We start from the raw sequence: 20,425 nt of genomic DNA, 5'->3' as shown, positions 1-20,425 counted from the left end.
TGCGGCCTCCGCCCGCTGGCCTGCCTGCCGGATCAGCGGCGCCCACCCGGTCGGCCCGCGCGCCTCGTCGAGCTCGCCTCCAGGTCCGACCGCTCGTCCGCCGCCGCGTCGAGCTCCTGCCGCCGGGCGAGGGCGGCGGCGTGCCTGCGCTGCCGGTCGGCCAGGGCCCGGCCCGCCTCCAGACGGGCGCGGGCCGACAGCAGCGCCTCCTGGCTCGCCGCGCCGGCCGCGACCGCGTCGGCGAGCGCGCCGCGGGCGAGGCCGAGCACCTCTCCCGCCCAGGCGGCGGGCTCGTCGGCGTCCTCGGGCAGCGGCAGGTCGTCGCCCGCCGCGCCGCGCATGCGGTCGAGCACCGACTCGACCCGCTGGCCCAGCTCCTGCGCCTCCCGCCAGGTGCGCGTGCGGTGGTCGGCCAGCCACCGCTCCACGTCGCCGAACACCCGCACCGAGAAGAGCCGCTCCAGCAACTCCCGCCGCTCCTCGCCGCCGGCCCGCAGGAACTTCGCGAACTCGCCCTGCGGCAGCATCGCGACCTGGCAGAACTGGGCGGCGGTCATGCCGGTCAGCGTGTTCACGAAGTCGCCGGCCTCGTCGCTGCGGGTGCTGCGCACGATCCACTGCCCGCCGGGCTCGGTCAGCTCCTCGATCCGGGCCTTGGCCTTCTCCTCCACCAGGCCGGATCCCCTCAGCTTCGGCCGCATCCAGGCGGGCGAACGGGTGATGCGCAGCCGCCTGCCCCGGATCGTCAGATCCAGCGTCACCGACGGCCCCCGGTCGGGCGGCGCGTGGTCGCAGCGCAGGCTCCTGGCGCTCTCCCGCTGGCCCGGCACCCTGCCGTACAGGGCGTAGCAGACGGCGTCGAGCACGGTCGTCTTGCCGGCGCCGGTCGGCCCGTGGATCAGGAACAGGCCCGCCTCGCCGAGCGCGTCGAAGTCGACCTCCTCCGTCCCGGGGAACGAGCCGAACGCGACCAGGCGCAGCCGATGCAGCCTCACCGGACCTCCTCACTCGTCCACGGGCCGAGCCCACGCTTTCGCACCGCGGCCCCCGGCACTGCCCGCCCGGCCGCCACGTCCACGAGGGCGGCGGGCCGGCGGCTCATGCGCTCTCCTTGATGCGGCACGCCTCGACCGCCTCCTGCAGCAGGCGCCGTTCGTCGTCGTCCGCGGGCTCACCGCGGACCTCGCGGACGAAGTCGAGCGCCACCTCGATCTCGGCCCGGCCTGCGATCCTCGCCCGGCCCGCCGGTCCCTCCGTCACACCGTCCGGCTCGAAGGCGAGCGCCAGCGTGTGCGGGAAGCGCCGGCGCAGGCGCTCCATCGCCTCGCGCGGCCGCACCGGATCGGTCAGCGTCACCTGCAGCCAGTGGTCCTCGTAGCGGTCGAAGCGGCCGTCGGTCAGCAGGTCGTCGATGCGGCCGCGCACCGTGCTCACCGGCCGGGGCACCGGGGCGGGGACGAACTCCGTGCGGCCCGTGTCGAGGTCGGCCAGCCAGGAGCCCTTGGTGTGGCCGGCCTCGGAGAAGGAGTAGGCGATCGGCGAGCCGCTGTAGCGGACCGTCTCGCTCATCACCTGACGGCCGTGCAGGTGCCCCAGCGCCGTGTAGTCGACCCCCGCGAACGCGCTCAACGGCACGTGCGAGACCCCGCCGACGCTGATGTCGCGCTCGCTGTCGCTGGCCTCTCCCCCGGTGACGAACGCGTGCGCGAGCACGACCTTGCGCGCCGCCGGATGCGCCCGCACGCGGTCCATCGCGTACGTGACGACGGCGGTGTGGCTGCGCTCGGCCAGCTCCCACGGCCCCCTGACCAGCTCGGGTTCGAGGTAGGGGATGCCGAAGAACGCCACGTCGCCGATCATGACCGGCTCCCAGGCCCTGCCGGGGTCGGTGCGCAGGTGCACCCGCTCCATGAGGTCGGCGCCGAAGCCCAGCCGTACGGCGGAGTCGTGGTTGCCGCTGATCAGCACGGTGTGCACGCCGAGGGCCTTGAGCCTGGCCAGCGCCTCGTTGCACAACGCGACCGCGTCGACGGGAGGCAGGGCCCGGTCGTAGACGTCGCCGGAGACCACCACGACGTCCACCCGCTCGCTCCGCACGGTCTCGACCAGGTGGTCGACGAACGCGGCCTGGGCGCCGAGCAGGCTCTCGCGGTGGAACGACCGGCCGAGGTGCCAGTCGGAGCTGTGCAGGACACGCATGTCGCAGGAAGCTAACAGGTCCCGCCGACAAAAGCGGCCTCAATCGCCCCCCTGGTGCACGACGCAAAGGGGGAGTAATGACTTAGCCTGGGTTCGGTATCACGAGTACGCATGGGGGAGCGGCCTCATGAACGTCGGCCGGGGCACTCTCGGGGTGATCGCCGGTGTGCTGATGGTGGTGCTCGCCGCCGTCGGCCATCTGCTCTCCCCGCCGGCCTTCGATCCCCCACCCCTGTCCGCTTCGCCCCAGTTTCGTGACATACCTCCCCAGCCCGCCGCCGAAGTGCGGCCGGTCGCCCGCCCCGACCGGTTCCGTACGGAGACGCTGCTCGTGCCGGCGAAGAACGAGACGCTGAAGGCGACGATCAGGGCCCCCCTGTCCCCGGGACGCCACCCCGCGATGGTGTTCGTGCAGGGGTCGGGTTCTGGCGACGGCGGCGAGTTCACCCAGCAGGCCGAGTGGCTGGCCCAGGCGGGCATCGTGACGCTGGCCTACGACAAGCGGACGGTGGGCTACTCCTTCCGCAGCCGCGACTTCGGCCTGCTCGCCGACGACGCCCTGCGCATGCTGCGGGTGCTGCGCGGGCGGACCGACGTCGACCCGGCGCGGGCCGGCCTGTGGGGCGTCAGCGAGGGCGGCTGGGTCGTGCCGATCGCCGCCGCGCGCGACCCGCGGGCCGCCTTCGTGGTCCTGGTCTCCTCTCCGAACGTCTCACCGCTGCGCCAGGTCGCCTGGGCGCTGAACGAGCAGCTGCTGCGCCTGCACGCCCCGACCGGCGTACGCGACCTGCTCACCCGGGCGATGGGCGGGGTCGGCTTCGACTTCCTGCGGTACGACGGGGTGCCCGCCCTGCGCGGGATCACCCAGCCCGTCCTGGCGCTGTACGGCACCGACGACCCGTCCATCCCGTTCGTGGAGAGCACCGAGACGCTCACCGGCGCCCTGGCCGAGGGCGGCAACACCGACTACACGATCCGCTTCCTGGCCGGGGCCGACCACGCCATGCGGATCCGCGGCGGGCCGTACGCGGCCGACTACCTGCCCACGCTGGCGAACTGGATCAAGGACCTGCCGGGTACGGCCAGGCCCTCGGTGGCGATCGCGGGGGCGACGCCGGTGCAGCGCTTCGAGGCGGCCGACGTGCCGGCCGCGCCGTGGTGGGGGGACAGCACGATCCTGTGGCTCACGCTCTGCCTGGCCGCGGTCGGGTACGTCGCGGCGCCGGTCACCGAGATGGTCGTCCGGCTGCGCGGGCGCGACCTGCGGCTGCAGGCCAGGATGGAGGCCAGCGTGCAGCTGTGGCCCGCCATCCGGCGGCGGCTGCGCCGGATGGCCTGGACCGGCCTCGGGGAGCTCGCCGCCGTCCTGGCGTTCATCACGCTCATCGTGCTGTTCTCGGTCAACCAGGCCGGCGCCTGGCCCGCCGTACAGGCCGGATGGCTGGTCGTACGCCTGCTCGCCATCGTGATGCTCGTGCAGACGGTCACGACGTTCGCCGCGATGGCCGGCGGCCTGCGGGACGGCTGGGAGCCGACGCCCTGGCAGAAGAGCGTGCTCGCCGGCGTGCTCGGCGGGACCGCGCTGCTGCTGCTGACCGCCGCCTACTACGGCCTGTTCGCCTTCCCCTGGTAGGTCGAGCCCCGGGTCGAGCCTCGGTCAAATGCCGGTATGGACTGCTCCGGCTCGGGCCGGTCACGGGTTTTCTGCGGCCGGTGTCGCTTCAATTGACGCGTGGTCACCCCTGATCTGGCGCCCAGGAACGGCGCCCCGCAGGCGACGCGTCGCGGCGGGCCGGCGTTCGGAGCCGCCGCGCTCATCGGCTGGGTGGCGCTGTCGGCGGTGCTGCCCGGCGCGGCGCACCTGCGAGCGGGCCGGTGGCGCACCGGGCTGCTCCTGCTCGGCGGCTACCTGACCGCGGTCGTCGCCGTCGCGTGCGTGGCCGTCGGCGCGGACGCCGGCCTCGCCGGACGCGCGCTGGGCTGGCTGGGCCAGATCTCACTGGTGTTCGCGGCCTGTGCCGTCGCCTGGTTCTGGCTGGTCATCCGGTCGTACGTCGTCTTGCGGCCCGGGCGGCTGCCCCGCAGGGGGCAGGTCCTCACCGGGCTGGTCGCGGGCGTGCTCGCGGTCGTCGTCGCGGTGCCGTTCGCGATCGCCGCCCGGTACGTCCGCGTGTCCGAGCAGACCCTCGACTCGCTGTTCGCCGCGCCGGGCGGGACGGCCCAGGCGGGCGGCGCCGTACGCCAGGACGACCCGTGGGCGGGCCGCGACCGGGTCAACGTCCTCCTGCTCGGCGGCGACTGGGGCGACAACCGGATCGGGATGCGCACCGACAGCATCAACGTCGCCAGCGTGGACGTGCGGACCGGCAACACCGTGCTGCTCGGCCTGCCCCGCAACCTGGAGCACGTCCGCTTCCCTCCGGGCAGCCCCATGGCCGCGCAGTTCCCCTTCGGTTTCCAGCTTCCGGAGTATCGCCCCGGCTGGCGCGAGGACCTGCTGTTCTCGGTGTGGCAGTACGCCGACGACCACCCCGAGCTGTTCGGCGGGCGGCGGCACATGGGCGCCGAGGTCCTCAAGGAGACGGTCGGCCACATCCTGGGCCTGCGGATCGACTGGTACGCGCTGGTCAACATCTGGGGCTTCGCGAAGATGATCGACGCCCTCGGCGGGCTCGTGGTGACGGTGGACCGCGACATCGTGTACGGCCTGCACAACGAGGGCGTGGTCAGGTCGGGCACCCGGCGGCTGAACGGCGCCGAGGCGCTGTGGTACGCCCGCTCCCGCACCTTCAGCGACGACTTCGACCGGATGCACCGGCAGCGCTGCGTCCTGGGGGCCCTGCTCTCGCAGGCCGACCCGGCCACGGTGCTGACGCGGTTCACCGAGATCGCGGCGGCCACGCGCAGGATGATCAGCACCGACGTGCCCCGGCCCATGCTGGAGCACCTGGTGCCGCTGGCCTGGAAGGTCAAGCACGCCGCGATCACCAGCCTGCAGTTCGTGCCGCCCCTGATCAACACCGCCTATCCCGACTGGGATCGGATCCGGCTGCTCACGGCCAGGGCGATCCGCGCCTCGGTCCACGCCCAGGCCGCCCCTTCCGCCACGCCGTCCGGCTCCCTGCCCGCCGCCGGAGCCGCGCCGGCGCCGGCACCTCCCCGACGCCCTCCCCCGCGCCCGTGCTCCCGACGCCGGGGGCACCGAGCCCGATCGACGACGGCTGCGGGGCGCCGCACACGGCGATGGCGCGCTGAGCGCCCGGCGCGTACGGGCGGGGACACGCCGCACGCCGGGCGCGCGCTCAGCCCCGCTCCCCGTCCCGGCGTGCCGCGACGCCCGTGTCGTACGACCCGACCAGGCGGGCCAGCTGACGGCCCGCCGCACGCAGGGGCTCTTCGCTGCGATGGACCTGGGCCGTCACCTCTGCGCCTTCCAGCGTGCTGATGACCGTGGTCGCCAGGTCCCGGGCGTCCTCCTCGCGGAAGCCCGCGTTGAGCAGCTTGTCGTACACCAGCCGCTCCCAGCCGCGCAGCGCAGAGGCGCACACCCGCTGGATCTCGGAGTCCGTGCCCAGCGTCTCCAGCGCCGCCGCCGTGACGGGGCAACCGTCGATCCAGCCGGACTCCCGTAGCGCGGTGGCGAGCCGCCGGGCGCAGCCTTCGACGGCCGCGTGACGGCAAGGAGGCCGTCGCGGTCGCCGCCATCGAACACGGTGAACAGGAGTTCGCGGCGCTCCTCCGGGCGGCGCTGGACGCCGAGGAGAACCCGGCCAAGCACGTCACCGTCATCGGACTCGGGCCCATGGGGCAGGCGATGGTCCGCGCCCTCCTCGGCGAGGGCCACCCGGTGACCGTCTGGAACCGTACGGCGTCCCGCGCCGGCGACCTGGTCCGGCAGGGCGCCGTACTCGCCGGGACCGTCGAGGAGGCGCTCGCCGCCGGCGACCTGGTGATCCTGAGCCTCACCGACTACGACGCGATGTACGCGGTGCTCGAACCGGCCGCGCACGCGTTGAACGGCCGTGTGCTGGTCAACCTCAGCTCCGACACCCCGGAGAAGACCCGCGCGGGGCCCGCTGGGTCGCCGGGCACGGCGGGGTCCACATCACCGGCGGGGTCACCGTGCCGCCGTCGGGAATCGGCAAGCCCGAGTCGTCCACCTTCTACAGCGGCCCCCGCGCGCCTTTCGAGGCCGCCCGTCCCACCCTCGAAGTCCTGACCCGCACGGACTTCCGGGGTGAGGACCCCGGGCTGGCCGCGCTGTTCTACCAGATCGGCATGGTGATGTTCTGGACGTCCATGCTCAGCTACTGGCAGGCCGTCGCGCTCGCCGACGCCAACGGCCTCACCGCCGCGGACATCCTGCCGCACGCCACCGAGACCATGGCATCGCTGCCGGGCTTCCTGGCCTTCTACGCGGCGCGCATCGACGCCGGCAGGCACGACGGCGACGTGGACCGCCTGGCCATGGGCACCGCCAGCGTCGAACACGTTCTGCACACCAACGCCGACGCGGGCGTCGACACGACCCTCCCGGCCGCCGTCGCCGCCCTGTTCCGGCGCGGGATGGACGCCGGGCACGCGACCGGCAGCTTCTCCAGCCTGGTGGATCTGATGAAGAAGCCGGCGGCGTGACCGGTGAAAGGCGGGCTCGTGTGAGGTCGCCCGTTCGGTGAGCGCGGGTGAGCGCCTCCCGTTCGAGGCCGGCGGATCCGATTGCGGCCCGAGGCCGGTCGGGAGCCGCCGGCTCGCGGATCAGACGTGGAACGACTCGCGGGCCATGCGGCGCACCCGGTCCTCGTCCACGGTGTGCCCGAGACCGGGCTGGGTCAGCGGCACGGCGACGACCCCGCCGGACGCGCCGACCGGCGGGAGCACCACCTGGGCGCTGCGCGGCGGCTCGGCCACGTCGCTGGGCAGGGAGCAGCCGGGCAGGCTGGCGACCGCGACCGTCGCGGCCCGGGCCAGCCCCGCGCCGAGGCCGCCGGCGCAGACGATGTCCCACCCGGCCTCCACCGCGCGGTCGTGCGCGAGCCGTACGGCGCCGAGCGAGCCGAACTTCGCGGGCCGCAGCAGCATCGCCCGGCCCGCCTTGAGGCTCACCGCCTCGTCGAGCTCGGCCACGGAGGTCACCTCGACCGCGACCGCGGCGGACACCCGGTCCTGCAGGTCGGCGCTGGTCAGCAGGTCCTTGAAGGGGCGTTCGATGGCCACCACCCCGTAGGCGTCCAGCGCCTCCAGCTGCGCGATCTCCGTGTAGGCGCCGCGCCCGTCCACCGCGATGGCCAGGCCGGGGTAGGCGGCGCGCACGGCGCGCAGCGGCTCGACGTCCCAGCCGGGGTGGACGTCCAGGGTCACGTGCCCGTAGCCCGCGCAGACGTGCCGGTTCACCCGGGCGACCATGCTCTCCAGCGAGCGGTCCGCCGTCAGCCTGACGGTCGCGATCAGCGACGTGCGGCTGCCGCCGAGGGCGTGGGCGAGCGGGACGCCGTTCATGCGTCCCCACAGGTCCCAGCAGGCCATGTCGCCGGCCGCGCCGCCGGGGATCTCCCCCAGCTCCGACGGGTGCTCCCAGTCGAGGCCGATGAGCGCGGGCAGGGCCCGCTCCAGCGGCCCGGCCTCGGCGGGGTCGACGGCCTCGCCCCAGCCGACCATGCCGCCGTAGTCCGTGATCTTTATCAGGACGGTCTCCGGACGCCTGCCGTACGGCAGGGTCATCCTGAAGACCTCCAGCTCCCGGACTCGCGGCACTCGGATCCCCTCGCTTCTTCCCCCGGATCCCGCCTGAGGCCGTCCCCGGCGGCGCCTCGGGTGCGCTGCGCCCGGCCGGCCTGCTCCACGGCGGGATTTCCGGGATTCCCTAGACCTCCATGGTGCCCGCTTCGCGCCGGTGCTCGAAACGGCCGCCCACGAGCGTGGCCGTGCCCGCCATGACGACGAGCAGGCCCAGGCACGTCAGGTAGACCCACGGCAGTCCTCCGTACGCGGCGAGCAGCGCGCCGGTGACCGAGACGGCCACGACCGAGAAGACCGACTCGCCGACGCTCAGCGACGCGCTGTTGCGGCCCTCCTCCCCCGGCGCCGACAGCTCCAGGACCAGCACCGACAACGTCGGGAAGACCATGCCGATGCCGAGCCCGGCCACCACCAGCCCGCGAACACGACGAGGACGGGCGCGCTGGGGATGACGGCGAACGCGGTGACGCAGATCCCGGCGGCGATCAGCGTCGCGCCGAGGCGGATGGTCAGCGCCCGCGCGTGCGGCCTGCGGCCCTGGATCCACGAGCCGAGCGACCAGGCGAGCGACCCCCCGGTGAGCGCGAGACCGGCCTCGGCGGCGTTCAGCCCCCGCTCCTGGACCAGCATCAGCGGGACGAACACCTCGGCGGCGAAGAACGACCCGGCGCCCAGGCCGCGCAGCGCGACCACGGTGGGCAGGCCCCGGGCGGCGCGCAGCGTCCCCTTGGGCAGCAGCCTCGGCAGCGTCAGCGCGAGCACCGCCAGCCCGGCCACGACCAGGGGGATGCCCGCGGCCGCCGCGCCGCTGCCGTACTGCAGCAGGGCCGCGCCGATCGCTGCGCACACACCCCAGGCGAACCTGGGCAGGAAGGCCCGGCCCATCGCCTCCCTCGGCTGCCGGCCGTCGCGGGCAGGCCCCGCCACATGATCAGCGCGGCGGGGACCGACAGCACCGCCACGCCCAGGAAGATCCAGCGCCAGCTCCAGGTCTCCGCCACGAAGCCGGTGACGGCCGGGCCGACCACGGACGGCAGCACCCACGCCGCGGCCAGCGCGGAGAACACCCGCGGGTGCATGGCGGAGGGGTACGCCTGGGCGACGAGGACGTACAGCGCCACGTTGAACAGGCCGCCGCCGAGTCCCTGGAGGAATCGGCCGACGAGGAAGACCTCCATGGCGGGAGCGAACCCGGAAACGGCCAGCCCGGCGACGAACCCCGCCACTCCCGTCCACAGGGCGGGGAACGGCCCCCGTGCGTCACTCCAGCGCCCGCCGACCACCGTGGCGATGACGTTGGCCGCCATGCCGCCGCTGAACGCCAGGCCGTACAGGTGGTAGCCGTTCAGCTCCCGGCCGATCAAGGGCATCGCGGTGGCCACCGCGAGATATTCGAACGCCACGAGCATCACCAGGGCCACCATCCCGACGCTCAGGGCGCGGTATCGCTGGCTGAAGACGGCTGGGGCGGTCATTACCGAAGACATGATACGGACATTACAAATCACCGTCCTGACACGGAAATGCGACCTTGGTCGTAGGACCGGCGCTCGATGGCGGCCGCCATGAGACCGGGAAAGGCGTCCGGTGTGCAGGCGAAGGCCGGGACACCCATCGCGGCCAGCGCCGCCGCGTTGTCGTGGTCGTACCGCGGCGCCCCCTCGTCCGACAGTGCGAGCAGCACGATCACCTGGACCCCGGTGGCCGTCATCGCGGCGATCCTGCGCAGCATCTCCTCCCGCGGCCCGCCCTCGTACAGGTCGCTGATCAGCAGGAAGATCGTGTCGGCCGGGCGGGTGACGAGGTTCTGGCAGTAGGCCACGGCCCGGTTGATGTCGGTGCCGCCGCCGAGCTGGGTGCCGAACAGCACCTCGACGGGATCGCGCAGCCGGTCGGTCAGGTCGGCCACGGCCGTGTCGAAGGCCACGAACGAGGTCTTGAGCGAACGCATCGAGGCGAGCACCGCGGCGAAGACGCCCGCGTACACCACTGAAGCGGCCATCGAGCCGCTCTGGTCGACGGCCAGCACGACCTCCCGCTGCACGGCCCGCTGTCCGCGGGCGTATCCGACCAGCCTGGAGGGCACGACGGTCTTCCGCTCGGGGAGGTAGTTGCGCAGGTTCGCCCGGATCGTACGGTCCCAGTCGACCTCGGCCGCCCTCCTGGGCCGGTGGGTCCTGGCCGAGCGGTCGAGCGCGCCGCTGACGGCCGTCAGGGTGCGCCGCGTCAGCCGCGCCTCCAGGTCACGCACGACCGTGCGGACGACGGCCCTGGCCGACTCGAGGGCCCGCTCCGGCATCAGCCGGCTCAGCGACAGCAGCGTGCCCACCAGGTGCACGTCGGGCTCGACGGCCTCCAGCATCTCGGGCTCAAGCAGCAGCCGGGTCAGGTCGAGCCGCTCGATGGCGTCCTTCTGCATGACCTGCACGACGCCCGCGGGGAAGTACTCCCTGATGTCCCCCAGCCATCGGGCCACTCGCGGCGCGGACGCGCCGAGGCCGGCGCCGCGCCGTTCCTGCCCGTCGTCGTAGAGGGCCGTGAGGGCGGCGTCCATCCGGGCGTCCGCTGCGTCCAGCGTCCCCTCGGCGGCGCCGCCCAGCACCAGTCGCCAGCGGCGCAGCCTCTCGTCCTCGCCGTCCATCAGGGTCTCCCTCCCGTCTCGCGTCCCAGGATCGCGCGCACGGTCCGCACGGCCCCCGCCGCCAGCCCGTCGTCGCAGTCCGCCCCCTCGGCGCCGCCCGCTTCCGAGGAGCCCGGTGCGGAGGAACGGAGTGCGGCACCGGAGCGGACCCGCCGGCCGAGCATCCGCCGCTCCGGCGCCGGGAACGCCACGAACGTGCGCCGCAGCAGCGGCAGCACGTCCACGAACGCCTCGGGTGACAGGCCGGTGAGCCAGGCGTCCACGGTGGCGAGCAGGCGCGGGTCGTGGACGAGCAGCAGGCCGCCCCCGGACAGGAAGCCCTCCATCCAGGCCGCCGACCGGGCCGGGGGGTTGCCGGGCGACATCGACCGCGCCATGCGGGCGGCCACGTCGTCCTCCAGGGCCTCGGCGTCGAACAGGATCCGCACGATCCGGCCGTCGAGCAGCCCCGGCAGGTCGTCGCGCCGGGCGATCCCGGCCAGCGTCGTGAGCCACCGGCCGCTCCCCATCAACCCGGCCGCGGTGTGGACGCCGTCCATCAGCGCCGCCATCTCGCGCGCCGCGTCCTCGTCCAGTCCCGTGAGGGCGGGGGACAGGCCGGCGCAGATCCGCGCGAGCATCGACTCGGTGACGCCGGCGAGGCCCTCGGTGCCGCGCACGTCCCCGTAGCGGCGGGCCCGCACGAGCGCGGGCAGCGCGCCCATGAGGTGGCGCACCTCGCCGTCGAGCGCCGCCCGGTCCTCGATGCGTCCCAGGACGTACGGCAGCGCGTCCGGCAGGTGGGCGAGCAGGCAGCGCTCGACCAGCACCGCCAGCTCGGGCAGGCCCGCGCCGCCCGCGAGGTCGCGTACGCGGGCGGTCGCCGCCGCCTCGACCGTGATCCCCCACACGGCGGCCTCGATGAGGGCCACGTCGAGCTCGGGGCGCCACTCCAGCGACCAGGACTCCTTGAACGTCCCCTTGGTCCGGGCCCGCCGCCGCGTTCCCCAGGGCACCTCCAGCAGGGCGAGCCGGTGCAGCAGCCGGCTGCGGCCGAGGTCGAGCGGCCTGCGCAGGTCGAGGTCGTGCTCCCCCGCCATGGCCTCCGGTTTCATGCGCAGCCGCCGCTGCTCGTCGCGCAGGTCCCGCCGCAGCGGCACCATCGGCGTGGCGTCCGGCACCCGCCCGAGCCGCTCCCCCACGACCATCCGCCGCTGCACCAGCTCGACCGGCAGCTCGTCGCCGCCGCACAGCACCGCCCTGACCGCCTCGGTGACCTCCGACAGCCCGGCGAGCGGCCTGCCGCGCAGCGCCGCCAGTCCCTCGGCCAGCCGTACGGCCTCGATGACGTGCGCGGTGGAGACGGGCAGGTCCTCCTCCCGCAGGATCGCGGCGGCGCGGGCGAGCCAGCGCTCCACCGGGCGGTCGGGCGCCGTGAACAGGTGCTCGTACCACCCCGGCGCGGCGACGCCCGCGCCGTAGCCCGCGCCCGCCGCGAGCCGTCCGTGGGTCCACGGCACCCATGTCATCTCGACCCTGACCTTGGGCAGGCCGCGCAGCAGCCGCTCGTCCTCCGCCGCCGAGGGCGGGCTGCCTGGCCCGTCCGGCACGTCCCGGCCGGGCCCCGTCGGGCAGGCGCTCCCGCGGGCGCGGCCGCCGGACAGGGACGGCGTGGGCGGAGCCAGCGCGAGCGGAGTCAGCGCGGGCAGGTGCCAGGCCCCGCAGACCACCGCGATCCGGGCGAAGCCCTCCCGCGCCGCCTTCCGCAGCGTCCTGCGCATGTACGCCTCGCGCCGGGCCTCGACGCCCTCCGCGACGTGCCCCTCGCGCACGGCCCGCATGGCCTCGGCGACCACGTCGAGCGTCCCGGCCTCGCCCCGGTGCTCGACGAGGTCCTCCCACCACCGCTCCGGGTCGTCGTACCCCGCCGCGCGGGCCAGCTCGCCGATGGGATCGCGGCGTGCGGGGTCGGCGTCCAGCGCGAGACCGTGCGCCGCGGGCAGGTCGCAGAACCGCGCCTCGACGCCCGCCCGGGCGGCGTAGGCGATCGCCTGCCACTCCGGCGAGAACTCCGCGAACGGCCAGAATGCGGCCCGCGACGGCTCCCCCGGCACGTACGCCAGCAGCGCGACGGGCGGGCGCATGCCGGGGTCGGCGGCGAGCGCCACCAGGCCGTCGGCCTCGGGCGGGCCCTCGACGAGCACCAGGTCGGGCCGGATCCGGTTCAGCTCGTCACGCACGGCCCTGGCCGATCCCGGCCCGTGGTGCCGCACCCCCAGCACCCGCACCTCCGGCATGGGGACCTCCGGCACCCCCGGGCCGGGCGAGGCGTCGGCGGCGATCTCAGCCGGCATCGCGGCAGGCCCGGTAGAAGTCGCGCCAGTCGTCGCGGTCGCGGACGACCGTCTCCAGGTACTCCTGCCAGACCACGCGGTCGGACACCGGATCCTGGACCACCGCCCCCACGATGCCGCCCGCGACGTCGGCCGGGCGCAGCACGCCGTCCCCGAAGTGGGCGGCGAGCACGATCCCGCTGGTGACGACCGAGATGGCCTCCGCCGTGCTGAGCGTGCCGCTGGGCGACTTGACCTTGGTCCGCCCGTCGGAGGTCACGCCCGCGCGCAGTTCCCGGAAGACCGTCACCACGCGGCGGATCTCCTCCAGCCCGGTCACGGTCTCGGGCAGTTCCAGGGAGCGGCCGAGCTGTGCCACGCGCCGGGCCACGATGTCGACCTCCTCCTCCGTGGTGGCGGGGACCGGCAGCACGACGGTGTTGAACCGCCTGCGCAGCGCGCTCGACAGGTCGTTGACCCCGCGGTCGCGGTCGTTGGCGGTGGCGATGACGTTGAAGCCCTTGGCCGCCTGCACCTCCTCCCCGAGCTCCGGGATCGGCAGCGTCTTCTCCGACAGCACCATGATCAGGGCGTCCTGGACGTCGGACGGCATGCGGGTGAGCTCCTCGACCCGGGCCAGCCGTCCCTCCGCCATCGCGCGCATGACCGGGCTCGGCGTCAGCGCCCGGCGGGAAGGGCCCTCCGACAGCAGCCGCGCGTAGTTCCACCCGTAGCGGACGGCCTCCTCCGCCGTGCCGGCCGTGCCCTGCACGAGCAGAGTCGAGTCGCCGCTGATCGCCGCGGCGAGGTGCTCGGACAGCCAGGTCTTGGCCGTGCCGGGCACGCCGAGCAGCAACAGCGCCCTGTCGGTGGCGAGCGTCGCCACCGCGACCTCGACGATCCTGCGCGGGCCGATGTACTTCGGCGTGATCTGGCCGCCGTCCCCCAGAACGTAGGTCGTGACCGCCCAGGGCGACAGCCGCCAGCCGGGCGGGCGCGGCCGGTCGTCGGTCTTCGCGAGGATCGCCAGCTCGTCGGCGAACTGGTCCTCCGCGTGCGGGCGCAGAACGCTGGTCATGCAAGCTCCTTGAGCATGTCGAAGCGGAATCGCAGGGTCGCGGCCAGTTCGGGGACCTCCCCCGCGTGCTCGTGCATCGCGGGGTCGAACCGCTCCCCCGCCAGCCGGATCAGCTCGCCGGCGTTCCACGGCTGCGTCCGCGTGGTCTCGACGATCTTCTTGAGCACGGCCCTGGCCAGCCGGTGCCCCCACGGCCGCGGCACGCCCCCCAGCATCATGACCATCTGGCCGTCCACCGGGTGGCCCGCCACCAGCTCGGCCGCCCGGTGGGACCGCTCCTCGGGCGGGAGCACGGCCAGCAGGTCGGTCAGCGGCTCGGCCTCGAACAGGGCGCGCGCCCACGTCGCGTCCCGCTGCAGGATGGCGGCCCGGGTCCAGCCCATGCGGACCTCCCGCTCCCAGTCGCCGATCCGGGCCGCCGCGATCTCGCCCGGCGACATGCCGAGGTGACCCGGCCAGAACGACAGCGGCGTGTGCGCCACCACCTGCTGCAGCCACCAGCCCCGCGTCTCCATGCCGGCGGGTGGCCGTGCCCTGACCCCGTCGCGTTCCATCGCGCCGTCGCAGGCCGGTGGCGGCTCCGCCCGCAGCCCGGAGCCGTTCCCGGTCACGAACCGGCGCGCCCGTGCGGTCATGCGGAGGGCCAGCCGCGACCGCGGCAGGCGGGTGAGGAGGTCGGCGGCGGCCTGCCGCACCTCGCGGCGCCGGTCGTCGAGCACCGCCTCCAGGAACGGCTCGTCGGCCATGCCGAGGCCGTCGGCGAGGATCGTCACGAAGACGGCCCGGTCCTCCGGCGTCTCCGCGCTCCAGCCGCGTTCCAGCAGTTCCCGCGCGGCAGCCGGATCGCGGCGCCGCAACGCGGTCAGGAAGGCGCGCCTGTCACCGCTCGTGCCGAGCTCCCACACCTCGTCGGGCGGCACGTGCGCCGGCTCCGCCAGCAGGTACGTCCAGGCGGAGTTGAGACCCGCGAGCCAGCGACCCCGGGCCCCGGTGACCGCTCCCAGGTACGCACGGATCGACCGGTCCCGCGCCCCGAGGTCGAGCAGCCCGGGGATCATCTCGGCCGGAACCCGCACCCGCCGCGCGGCGGCCGTCTCCAGCCACTCGGTCAGCAGCCTGCCCTGCTCACCGGCGAGCATCCGGGCCAGCCGGTCCGCGGCGGCGCGGGGCACGAGCGGCAGCGTCTCGGCCGCCGCCGGGGGCGGCGGCCGCCCCTGCCCGGCCGCCGCCCGCGCGCATCCGGACCACCTGCTCGGCCGCCCGCTCCAGCAGGCTCTCCGGCGGGACGGCGCGGCGGTCTGCGCCCACCAGCGCGGTGGACACCAGTTCCTCCCACGTGACCCGCCCGGCCTCCCACCCGCCGGGAACGGCCCGGGTCATAACCGCACCACCCCGCCCTCCTCGTCCCAGGCCGTCAGCGGGAGCAGCCCGCGCGGCGTCCACTCGGCGGCGACCGTCACCGGCCGCCCGCCTGAGACGGCCAGCAGCCGCCACGGGACGCCCGCGGACGGATGCAGCGGCAGCGCGTTCCCCTCGTCGTCCGCGAGGCCGTCCGGGCAGGGGACGGCCCCGTCGAGCACCAGCGGCCAGGAGTCGGTCCAGGGATCGGCCGCGAGCACCTCCGCGATCAGCGCGGGCACCTGGGAGACCTTCGTCCCCGGGGGCGGGCCCGCGTCGACGAGGCTCCGCCGCTCTGCCACCAGGGCGCGCAGCGGCGACGCCCCCGGGTAGAAGGCCAGGTCGGCGTCGATCGTCGTGCCCGGCGGCGGAAACGACTCGAGCGGCTGCCCGACCGGCGAGAACGACAGCACCATCGCCAGGCGGCCCGTCGTGCGGCCCGCCAGCCACACGCGCCGGGCGACCAGCCGGTCCTGCTCCTCGTCCCGGCAGCCGACGACATCCCAGTGGTCCGGCACCGCCGGGGTGGCCAGGACGGACTCCCTGGTGACGGGGAAGCCGACCCGCGCCCGCACGGTCTGCCGCAACGGCTCGGGCAGCGCGGCGGCGCGGCGATGGGCGACCGCGAGCAGATGAAGCAGCGCGTACTCCGCGAGCAGAAGGCCCGGCCAGTCCTCGGCGGCGAGCACGCGCGAGAGCCGCGTGACCGTCCCCGCCACACCCGGGGCCTGCGCGTCGACCAGCCGCCTGGCGAGGTCGTCCCAGTCGGCCGGCCCCGTCTGGCGCGCCTGCGCGATCCCCTGCCCGATCTGGTCGGCCAGCCACCGCTCCAGCTCCGACAGGCCCGCGGCGACCCTGCTCTCCCGCTGCTCTGCCTGGGTGCGCCTGGCCGCCGCCCGGCCACCGCCCTCGGCGCCGGCTCGGGCGCGGTCTGCCTCGGCGTCGCCCGTGTTCCGGGTCGCGGCCCCGCCCCACCTTTCCTTCACGCGCCGCACAGTAGCCACGCGCTCCGACAAAACCGGGCCCGGCCGCGGACGCCGCCGCACCGGCCGGGAGTCGCGGCGGCCGGAAGGTGTCGGTGCCGTCTGGCAGGATCGGGCCCATGAGCGAGATTCCCGAGGCGAACTACTCGAAGACGTGGGACGAGGATTCCCGGTCCGCCCTGCCCCTCGTCGGCGACGAGCGGGGGATCCTCACGGCCTTCCTCGACTGGCACCGCGAGACGTTCGCGCTGAAGTGCTCGGGTGTGCCGAAGGAACGGCTGTCGGACAAGGGGGTGCCGCCGTCAGGGCTCAGTCTCCACGGGATCCTCCGGCACCTCGCAGCCGTGGAGCGGTGGTGGTTCCGCATCCAGTTCGCCGGTGAGGACGTCCCGCTCCTCTACTACTCCGACGACGACCCCGACCAGGACTTCGAGGATCTGGACGGGGACGTCGAGGAGGCGTTCGCCGTGTGGCGGGCGGAGTGCGAGCGCTCCCGCGAGATCGTGGCCGCCGCCCGCTCACTGGACGAGACCGGCGTCCACCGCGCCACCGGGCAGCCGGTGTCACTGCGCCGCATCCTCGTGGGCATGATCGCCGAGTACGCGCGCCACAACGGGCATGCCGACCTGCTCCGCGAGCGGATCGACGGCGCCACCGGCCAGTGAGGGCGTGAGCCGGCGATCCCCGGTGATCGCCCGGCTGAGGGCCTCATCGGTCGATGAGAATGCCGTGTCCCGCGTCCACGATGACGCGGGCCCCGGTGACGGCGTGGAAGCCCCCGTCCGCGACGGCGGCGATCACCGCGGCCACGTCCTCGGGCTCCAGCATCCGCCCCAGGACCGAACGTCTGCCCAGTGCGGCCTCGACTTCAGGGGTGCGAAGCCCTGCCGAGGCGTCGGTGCGGACCGCGCCGGGGGCCACGATGTTGACGGTGATCCCGTACGGCCCGGCTTCCCCGGCCACCTGCTGGGCGAAGGCCTCGAGCGCCGCCTTCGCCGACGTGTGCGCGACGCCTCCCGGCCGGACGAGGCCGGCGGCGACGCTGGAGACGTACACGATCCGGCCCCGTCGCCGCTCTCGCATCAGTGCGAGAGCGAGCTTGCTGACGTGGAAGACGGCGGCGAGTTCACCGGTGACCTTCCCGGCGAAGTCTTCCCAGGTCATCTCGGCCAGCGGAGCGAACGGCGGTTGGATGTTCGCGTTGCACACCAGGACGTCGAGGCGACGGCAGGCGGCGATCAAGTCCTCCGCCTGCCGCGGCTCGGTCACATCGGCACGGACGGGCTCGGCGGTTCCCCCGGCCTCTTCGATCGCGCCGGCCACGGCTTTGACCGCCGCCTCGTCGCGACGGTAGTTCAGGATCACGTGATATCCGCGTGCCGCCAGTTCCCGGGCTGCCGCGGCGCCGATCCCCCGACCGGCACCTGTCACGAGTGCGACCTTCTCCATTTCCCGCTCCCCTCGACCCGAGGAGTCACGTTAGGAGACTGGCTTTCTTTCAGTAAGGACGTACCTTGAGGTAAGTTCATGACCTCGAAGTCGGAGTCCAGGCCGCAGGGCGGAGGCGGAGCCATTGAGTGACGAGTTTCACAGCGGCTGCGCCGCCCGCATGGTGCTGGAGCATGTCACGAGCCGCTGGGGCGTGCTGGTGCTGAGCGCGCTGTCCGGCGGACCGCTCCGGTTCTTCGAGCTGCGCGAGAAGATCGAGGGGATCAGCGAGAAGATGCTCTCGCAGACGTTGCGCACGCTCGCCCAGGACGGCCTGGTGCACCGCACCGTCGTGCCCTCCGCTCCACCCCAGGTGAGTTACCGGCTGACGCCGCTCGGCGCGGGCATCAGCGAACCACTGCGAGGTCTGACGGCCTGGATACGCGACCATGCGGACGCCATCGTCGCCGCCCGAGCGGCGCACGGCGCACCGGCCGCCTCGCCCGGCGAGCAGGCGAGCGACGCGACGTGAGCGCCTCCCCTCAGGCGACCGTGATCCCGCGCGGGGCCGCCGGCAGCCCCGGGAGGCCCGTCACACGTCCACGTCCGCGACCGTGCCCACGGGGGTGACCAGACGGCCCAGGCCGTCGATCTCGATGCGCACCTCGTCGCCCGGCGTCAGTGTGAAGTCCGACTCGGGCACGAGACAGGTGCCGGTGGCCAGGACCACCCCGTACGGATAGCGGTCGGCGCGCAGGAGATGCTCCACCAGGTCGTCGATGCACCGGTGGAGCAGGCCGGTGCTCGCCGAGCCCGCCCAGACCTCCCGGGAGCCGCGCGAGATACCGAGACGGATGCCGAGGGCGTAGGGGTCCGGGACCTCCCAGGCGGGGCGGATGCCCGGCCCCAGGGCGGTGCCGCCGAGGTAGACCTTCGCCTGCGGGAGGTACAGCGGGTTCTCGCCCTCGATGGAACGGGAGCTCACGTCGTCGCAGATGGTGTACCCGGCGATCTCCCCGTTGGCGCAGACGACCACGGCCAGCTCCGGCTCCGGGACGTTCCAGGACGAGTCGGGCCGTACGGCGATCGCCTGCCCGTGCCCGCGCACCCGCCAGCCGAGGGACTTGAAGAACAGTTCGGGGCGGGGAGCGTCGTACACCATCTCGTAGACGTCGGGGGCGCGGCTCTCCTCTCTGCGCGCCTCCCGAGATCTGCGGTAGGTGACCCCGGCGGCCCAGACCTCCGTCCAGCGGTCCACGGGGGCCGCGAGCGAGGCCAGCGTCACGGCCTCACCGGCCGCCGCCGCGAGGGACCGGCGGAAGTGGCCGAGGCCGGACGACAGCGCCTCCCCGAGCGAGAAGTCCTCGGGTAGCAGGCGGTCGCCCTCCTCGTCGCGGACGGCCCAGCGCGCGGACCGTGAAGCGCCGGTGTGATCGGGGAGGTAACCACGAACAAGTCGCATCAGTGTGTGCCTTCACGAGTCGACGAGTGTTTCTCATCGGCAACTGCTGCGGCCCATCGTGGTATGAGCCGGCCCGGCTGGGGAAGGCCCCGCTACCCGCGCGGGCGGTTCCCAGAGCCTTTCACCGGGATCGGCACGGGGTGGCCCGTCAGGGAACGCTCCGGTGCGGCGGACGCCGCCGCACCGGAGCTTCCTCACCGAAAGGAAAGGATCAGCAGGCGGGGGTCGCGGCCCCGGGCGTCAGCTCCGCGTCCACTTCTGGTTGTTGCCACCCCAGCAGGAGTAGAGCTGGATCTGGGTGCCGTTGCTCGTGCCCGCGCCGACGGCGTCCAGGCACAGGTTCGACTGTACGCCGACGATGGTCCCGTCCGAGTTGAGGCGCCACTTCTGGTTGTCGCCACCCCAGCAGCTGTAGATCTGGACCTTGGCGCCGTTGCCGGTGCCCGCGGCGTCCAGGCACTTGTTGCCGTAGACCCGCAGCTCCTGGGCGGAGGTGTAACTCCACTGCTGGTTGCTCTGGCCGTTGCAGTCCCACAGCTGCACCTGGGTGCCGTCGGTGGTACTGGCGTTCGGCACGTCCAGGCAGCGGCCGGAGGCGACGCTCTTGATCTGGCCACCGCCGCCGCTCGGGGGCGGCGTGGAGCCGTCGCCGCCGGAGGAGCCGCCGACCGTGATGTTGGAGTTTCCGCTGCTCTGGTATCCCTCGGTCGCGAGGATCTGGTAGTCGTGGCTGCCCAGGTTCATGCCGTAACGGGCCCAGGCGTCGAAGTGGTTGCCGGTGGTGATGGTGCCGCCGGTCCTCTTCTGCTGCCGGACACTCCAGTACTGGTTGAACGTCTGGTTGCCGTCGATCGAGGGCGCGTTGTAGCGCGTCGTCTCGTAGATGTCGTAGGTGCCGCCGTCGGAGGTGACGGTGCCCTTGTACGTGCCCGTCGGCCGGTAGGTGCCCCAGTTGTCGACGATGTAGTACTCCACCAGCGGGTTCCGCGTCCACCCGTACAGCGACAGGTACGCGTTGCCGGACGGATTGAAGCTGCCCGAGTAGGTCACGGTTCTGCGCCCGCCGGTGCTCCAGCCCTTACCGGCGACGAAGTTGCCGGTGTTGCGCCATGAGGTGCTGTAGTTCCCGCCGGACCCCAACTCCATGGAGACCGTGCCCTGGCTGTCGGTCCAGAACGAATAGAAGTA

General features: G+C 73.9%; 21 protein-coding genes and 1 pseudogene. 6 read left to right on the top strand and 16 right to left on the bottom strand.

Features of this window, described 5'->3' with window-relative positions; genetic code table 11:
- Positions 1 to 32: 32 nt before the first annotated feature.
- Positions 33 to 995 carry an AAA family ATPase gene (locus B1L11_RS28450; RefSeq protein WP_079317902.1) on the bottom strand — a complete coding sequence of 321 codons (963 nt, stop codon included), beginning with the start codon at positions 993 to 995 and terminating at the stop codon, positions 33 to 35.
- Between the two features lie 103 nt (positions 996 to 1,098).
- Positions 1,099 to 2,199 (bottom strand): exonuclease SbcCD subunit D, encoded by a 1,101-nt coding sequence (locus B1L11_RS28445; protein ID WP_079317900.1) that lies wholly within the window; start codon positions 2,197 to 2,199, stop codon positions 1,099 to 1,101.
- Between the two features lie 127 nt (positions 2,200 to 2,326).
- Between B1L11_RS28445 and B1L11_RS28440 the strand changes: the two genes are divergently transcribed.
- Together B1L11_RS28440 and B1L11_RS28435 are read left to right on the top strand one after the other, a co-directional pair.
- Complete coding sequence (locus B1L11_RS28440) at positions 2,327 to 3,832, top strand: S9 family peptidase (RefSeq protein WP_079317898.1); 1,506 nt, start codon at positions 2,327 to 2,329, stop codon at positions 3,830 to 3,832.
- A 99-nt stretch (positions 3,833 to 3,931) separates the two neighbouring features.
- The gene (locus B1L11_RS28435; protein WP_218671364.1) at positions 3,932 to 5,644 is read left to right on the top strand and encodes an LCP family protein; all 1,713 of its coding nucleotides are present in this window, start codon (positions 3,932 to 3,934) and stop codon (positions 5,642 to 5,644) included.
- On the opposite strand, the pseudogene B1L11_RS55240 reads toward B1L11_RS28435, so the two are convergent.
- Positions 5,628 to 5,813, bottom strand: a pseudogene (locus tag B1L11_RS55240) (hypothetical protein); the annotation flags it as partial. The gene B1L11_RS28435 and the pseudogene B1L11_RS55240 overlap by 17 nt on opposite strands.
- A gap of 188 nt (positions 5,814 to 6,001) precedes the next feature.
- Here B1L11_RS55240 and B1L11_RS52170 point away from each other — a divergent pair.
- Together B1L11_RS52170 and B1L11_RS52165 are read left to right on the top strand one after the other, a co-directional pair.
- The gene (locus B1L11_RS52170; protein WP_256862968.1) at positions 6,002 to 6,418 is read left to right on the top strand and encodes an NAD(P)-binding domain-containing protein; all 417 of its coding nucleotides are present in this window, start codon (positions 6,002 to 6,004) and stop codon (positions 6,416 to 6,418) included.
- On the top strand, positions 6,322 to 6,834 hold the full coding sequence (locus tag B1L11_RS52165; protein WP_256862967.1) for a hypothetical protein: 513 nt from the start codon (positions 6,322 to 6,324) through the stop codon (positions 6,832 to 6,834). The genes B1L11_RS52170 and B1L11_RS52165 overlap by 97 nt, the downstream gene beginning before the upstream one ends.
- Positions 6,835 to 6,954: 120 nt before the next feature.
- Here the strand turns inward: B1L11_RS52165 and B1L11_RS28420 are convergent, their stop codons facing one another.
- The 10 genes from B1L11_RS28420 to B1L11_RS28385 form a co-directional block, all read right to left on the bottom strand.
- Positions 6,955 to 7,950: an enolase C-terminal domain-like protein gene (locus tag B1L11_RS28420; protein ID WP_079317896.1), complete on the bottom strand. Its 996-nt coding sequence runs from the start codon at positions 7,948 to 7,950 to the stop codon at positions 6,955 to 6,957.
- Between the two features lie 109 nt (positions 7,951 to 8,059).
- Positions 8,060 to 8,308 (bottom strand): hypothetical protein, encoded by a 249-nt coding sequence (locus B1L11_RS48705; RefSeq protein ID WP_218671363.1) that lies wholly within the window; start codon positions 8,306 to 8,308, stop codon positions 8,060 to 8,062.
- Entirely contained in the window at positions 8,245 to 8,712 is a 468-nt protein-coding gene (locus B1L11_RS48700; protein ID WP_218671362.1) for a hypothetical protein, read from the bottom strand. Before B1L11_RS48700 ends, B1L11_RS48705 begins: the two co-directional genes overlap by 64 nt.
- Entirely contained in the window at positions 8,685 to 9,410 is a 726-nt protein-coding gene (locus B1L11_RS48695) for an MFS transporter (protein WP_218671361.1), read from the bottom strand. Before B1L11_RS48695 ends, B1L11_RS48700 begins: the two co-directional genes overlap by 28 nt.
- 29 nt (positions 9,411 to 9,439) lie before the next feature.
- A complete protein-coding gene (locus B1L11_RS28410; RefSeq protein ID WP_079317894.1) occupies positions 9,440 to 10,576 on the bottom strand; it encodes a VWA domain-containing protein in 1,137 nt (378 codons plus the stop codon).
- The gene (locus B1L11_RS47185; RefSeq protein ID WP_372974739.1) at positions 10,576 to 12,909 is read right to left on the bottom strand and encodes a DUF5682 family protein; all 2,334 of its coding nucleotides are present in this window, start codon (positions 12,907 to 12,909) and stop codon (positions 10,576 to 10,578) included. Before B1L11_RS47185 ends, B1L11_RS28410 begins: the two co-directional genes overlap by 1 nt.
- A complete protein-coding gene (locus tag B1L11_RS28400; RefSeq protein ID WP_079317942.1) occupies positions 12,899 to 13,966 on the bottom strand; it encodes an AAA family ATPase in 1,068 nt (355 codons plus the stop codon). Before B1L11_RS28400 ends, B1L11_RS47185 begins: the two co-directional genes overlap by 11 nt.
- Positions 13,963 to 15,138 carry a DUF5691 domain-containing protein gene (locus B1L11_RS28395; RefSeq protein WP_079317892.1) on the bottom strand — a complete coding sequence of 392 codons (1,176 nt, stop codon included), beginning with the start codon at positions 15,136 to 15,138 and terminating at the stop codon, positions 13,963 to 13,965. Before B1L11_RS28395 ends, B1L11_RS28400 begins: the two co-directional genes overlap by 4 nt.
- Positions 15,092 to 15,346 carry a hypothetical protein gene (locus B1L11_RS52160; RefSeq protein ID WP_079317890.1) on the bottom strand — a complete coding sequence of 85 codons (255 nt, stop codon included), beginning with the start codon at positions 15,344 to 15,346 and terminating at the stop codon, positions 15,092 to 15,094. The genes B1L11_RS28395 and B1L11_RS52160 overlap by 47 nt, the downstream gene beginning before the upstream one ends.
- Complete coding sequence (locus tag B1L11_RS28385) at positions 15,343 to 16,350, bottom strand: SWIM zinc finger family protein (RefSeq protein ID WP_179155361.1); 1,008 nt, start codon at positions 16,348 to 16,350, stop codon at positions 15,343 to 15,345. The genes B1L11_RS52160 and B1L11_RS28385 overlap by 4 nt, the downstream gene beginning before the upstream one ends.
- A gap of 116 nt (positions 16,351 to 16,466) precedes the next feature.
- Here B1L11_RS28385 and B1L11_RS28380 point away from each other — a divergent pair, with 116 nt between their 5' ends.
- Positions 16,467 to 17,012: a DinB family protein gene (locus B1L11_RS28380; RefSeq protein WP_079317888.1), complete on the top strand. Its 546-nt coding sequence runs from the start codon at positions 16,467 to 16,469 to the stop codon at positions 17,010 to 17,012.
- 43 nt (positions 17,013 to 17,055) lie between these two features.
- Here B1L11_RS28380 and B1L11_RS28375 read toward each other — a convergent pair whose 3' ends face one another.
- Entirely contained in the window at positions 17,056 to 17,796 is a 741-nt protein-coding gene (locus tag B1L11_RS28375; RefSeq protein ID WP_079317886.1) for an SDR family oxidoreductase, read from the bottom strand.
- A 124-nt stretch (positions 17,797 to 17,920) separates the two neighbouring features.
- Here B1L11_RS28375 and B1L11_RS28370 point away from each other — a divergent pair, with 124 nt between their 5' ends.
- Positions 17,921 to 18,307, top strand: coding sequence for a helix-turn-helix domain-containing protein (locus B1L11_RS28370; RefSeq protein WP_226872716.1), 387 nt, complete (start codon positions 17,921 to 17,923; stop codon positions 18,305 to 18,307).
- 60 nt (positions 18,308 to 18,367) lie between these two features.
- Here B1L11_RS28370 and B1L11_RS28365 read toward each other — a convergent pair whose 3' ends face one another.
- Positions 18,368 to 19,237, bottom strand: a complete 870-nt coding sequence (locus tag B1L11_RS28365; RefSeq protein WP_079317882.1) for a fumarylacetoacetate hydrolase family protein — start codon at positions 19,235 to 19,237, stop codon at positions 18,368 to 18,370.
- Positions 19,238 to 19,477: 240 nt separating this feature from the next.
- Positions 19,478 to 20,425: glycoside hydrolase family 11 protein (locus tag B1L11_RS52155; protein WP_143737612.1), on the bottom strand; the 948-nt coding region annotated here is incomplete at its 5' end.

The organism is Microbispora sp. GKU 823, from assembly GCF_002027145.1.
Lineage (GTDB): Bacteria > Actinomycetota > Actinomycetes > Streptosporangiales > Streptosporangiaceae > Microbispora > Microbispora siamensis.
The sequence above is the reverse complement of the archived record's forward strand: the minus strand, read 5'-3'. Positions and strand labels throughout refer to the sequence as shown.

Coding starts and splice junctions, on each gene's coding strand:
- B1L11_RS52170 (WP_256862968.1), top strand. CDS start 6,002: ATGGGGCAGGCGATGGTCCGCGCCCTCCTCGGCGAGGGCCACCCGGTG.
- B1L11_RS47185 (WP_372974739.1), bottom strand. CDS start 12,909: ATGCCGGCTGAGATCGCCGCCGACGCCTCGCCCGGCCCGGGGGTGCCG.
- B1L11_RS48695 (WP_218671361.1), bottom strand. CDS start 9,410: ATGACCGCCCCAGCCGTCTTCAGCCAGCGATACCGCGCCCTGAGCGTC.
- B1L11_RS52160 (WP_079317890.1), bottom strand. CDS start 15,346: ATGACCCGGGCCGTTCCCGGCGGGTGGGAGGCCGGGCGGGTCACGTGG.
- B1L11_RS28380 (WP_079317888.1), top strand. CDS start 16,467: ATGAGCGAGATTCCCGAGGCGAACTACTCGAAGACGTGGGACGAGGAT.
- B1L11_RS28400 (WP_079317942.1), bottom strand. CDS start 13,966: ATGACCAGCGTTCTGCGCCCGCACGCGGAGGACCAGTTCGCCGACGAG.
- B1L11_RS28440 (WP_079317898.1), top strand. CDS start 2,327: ATGAACGTCGGCCGGGGCACTCTCGGGGTGATCGCCGGTGTGCTGATG.
- B1L11_RS28365 (WP_079317882.1), bottom strand. CDS start 19,237: ATGCGACTTGTTCGTGGTTACCTCCCCGATCACACCGGCGCTTCACGG.
- B1L11_RS28375 (WP_079317886.1), bottom strand. CDS start 17,796: ATGGAGAAGGTCGCACTCGTGACAGGTGCCGGTCGGGGGATCGGCGCC.
- B1L11_RS28410 (WP_079317894.1), bottom strand. CDS start 10,576: ATGGACGGCGAGGACGAGAGGCTGCGCCGCTGGCGACTGGTGCTGGGC.
- B1L11_RS28445 (WP_079317900.1), bottom strand. CDS start 2,199: ATGCGTGTCCTGCACAGCTCCGACTGGCACCTCGGCCGGTCGTTCCAC.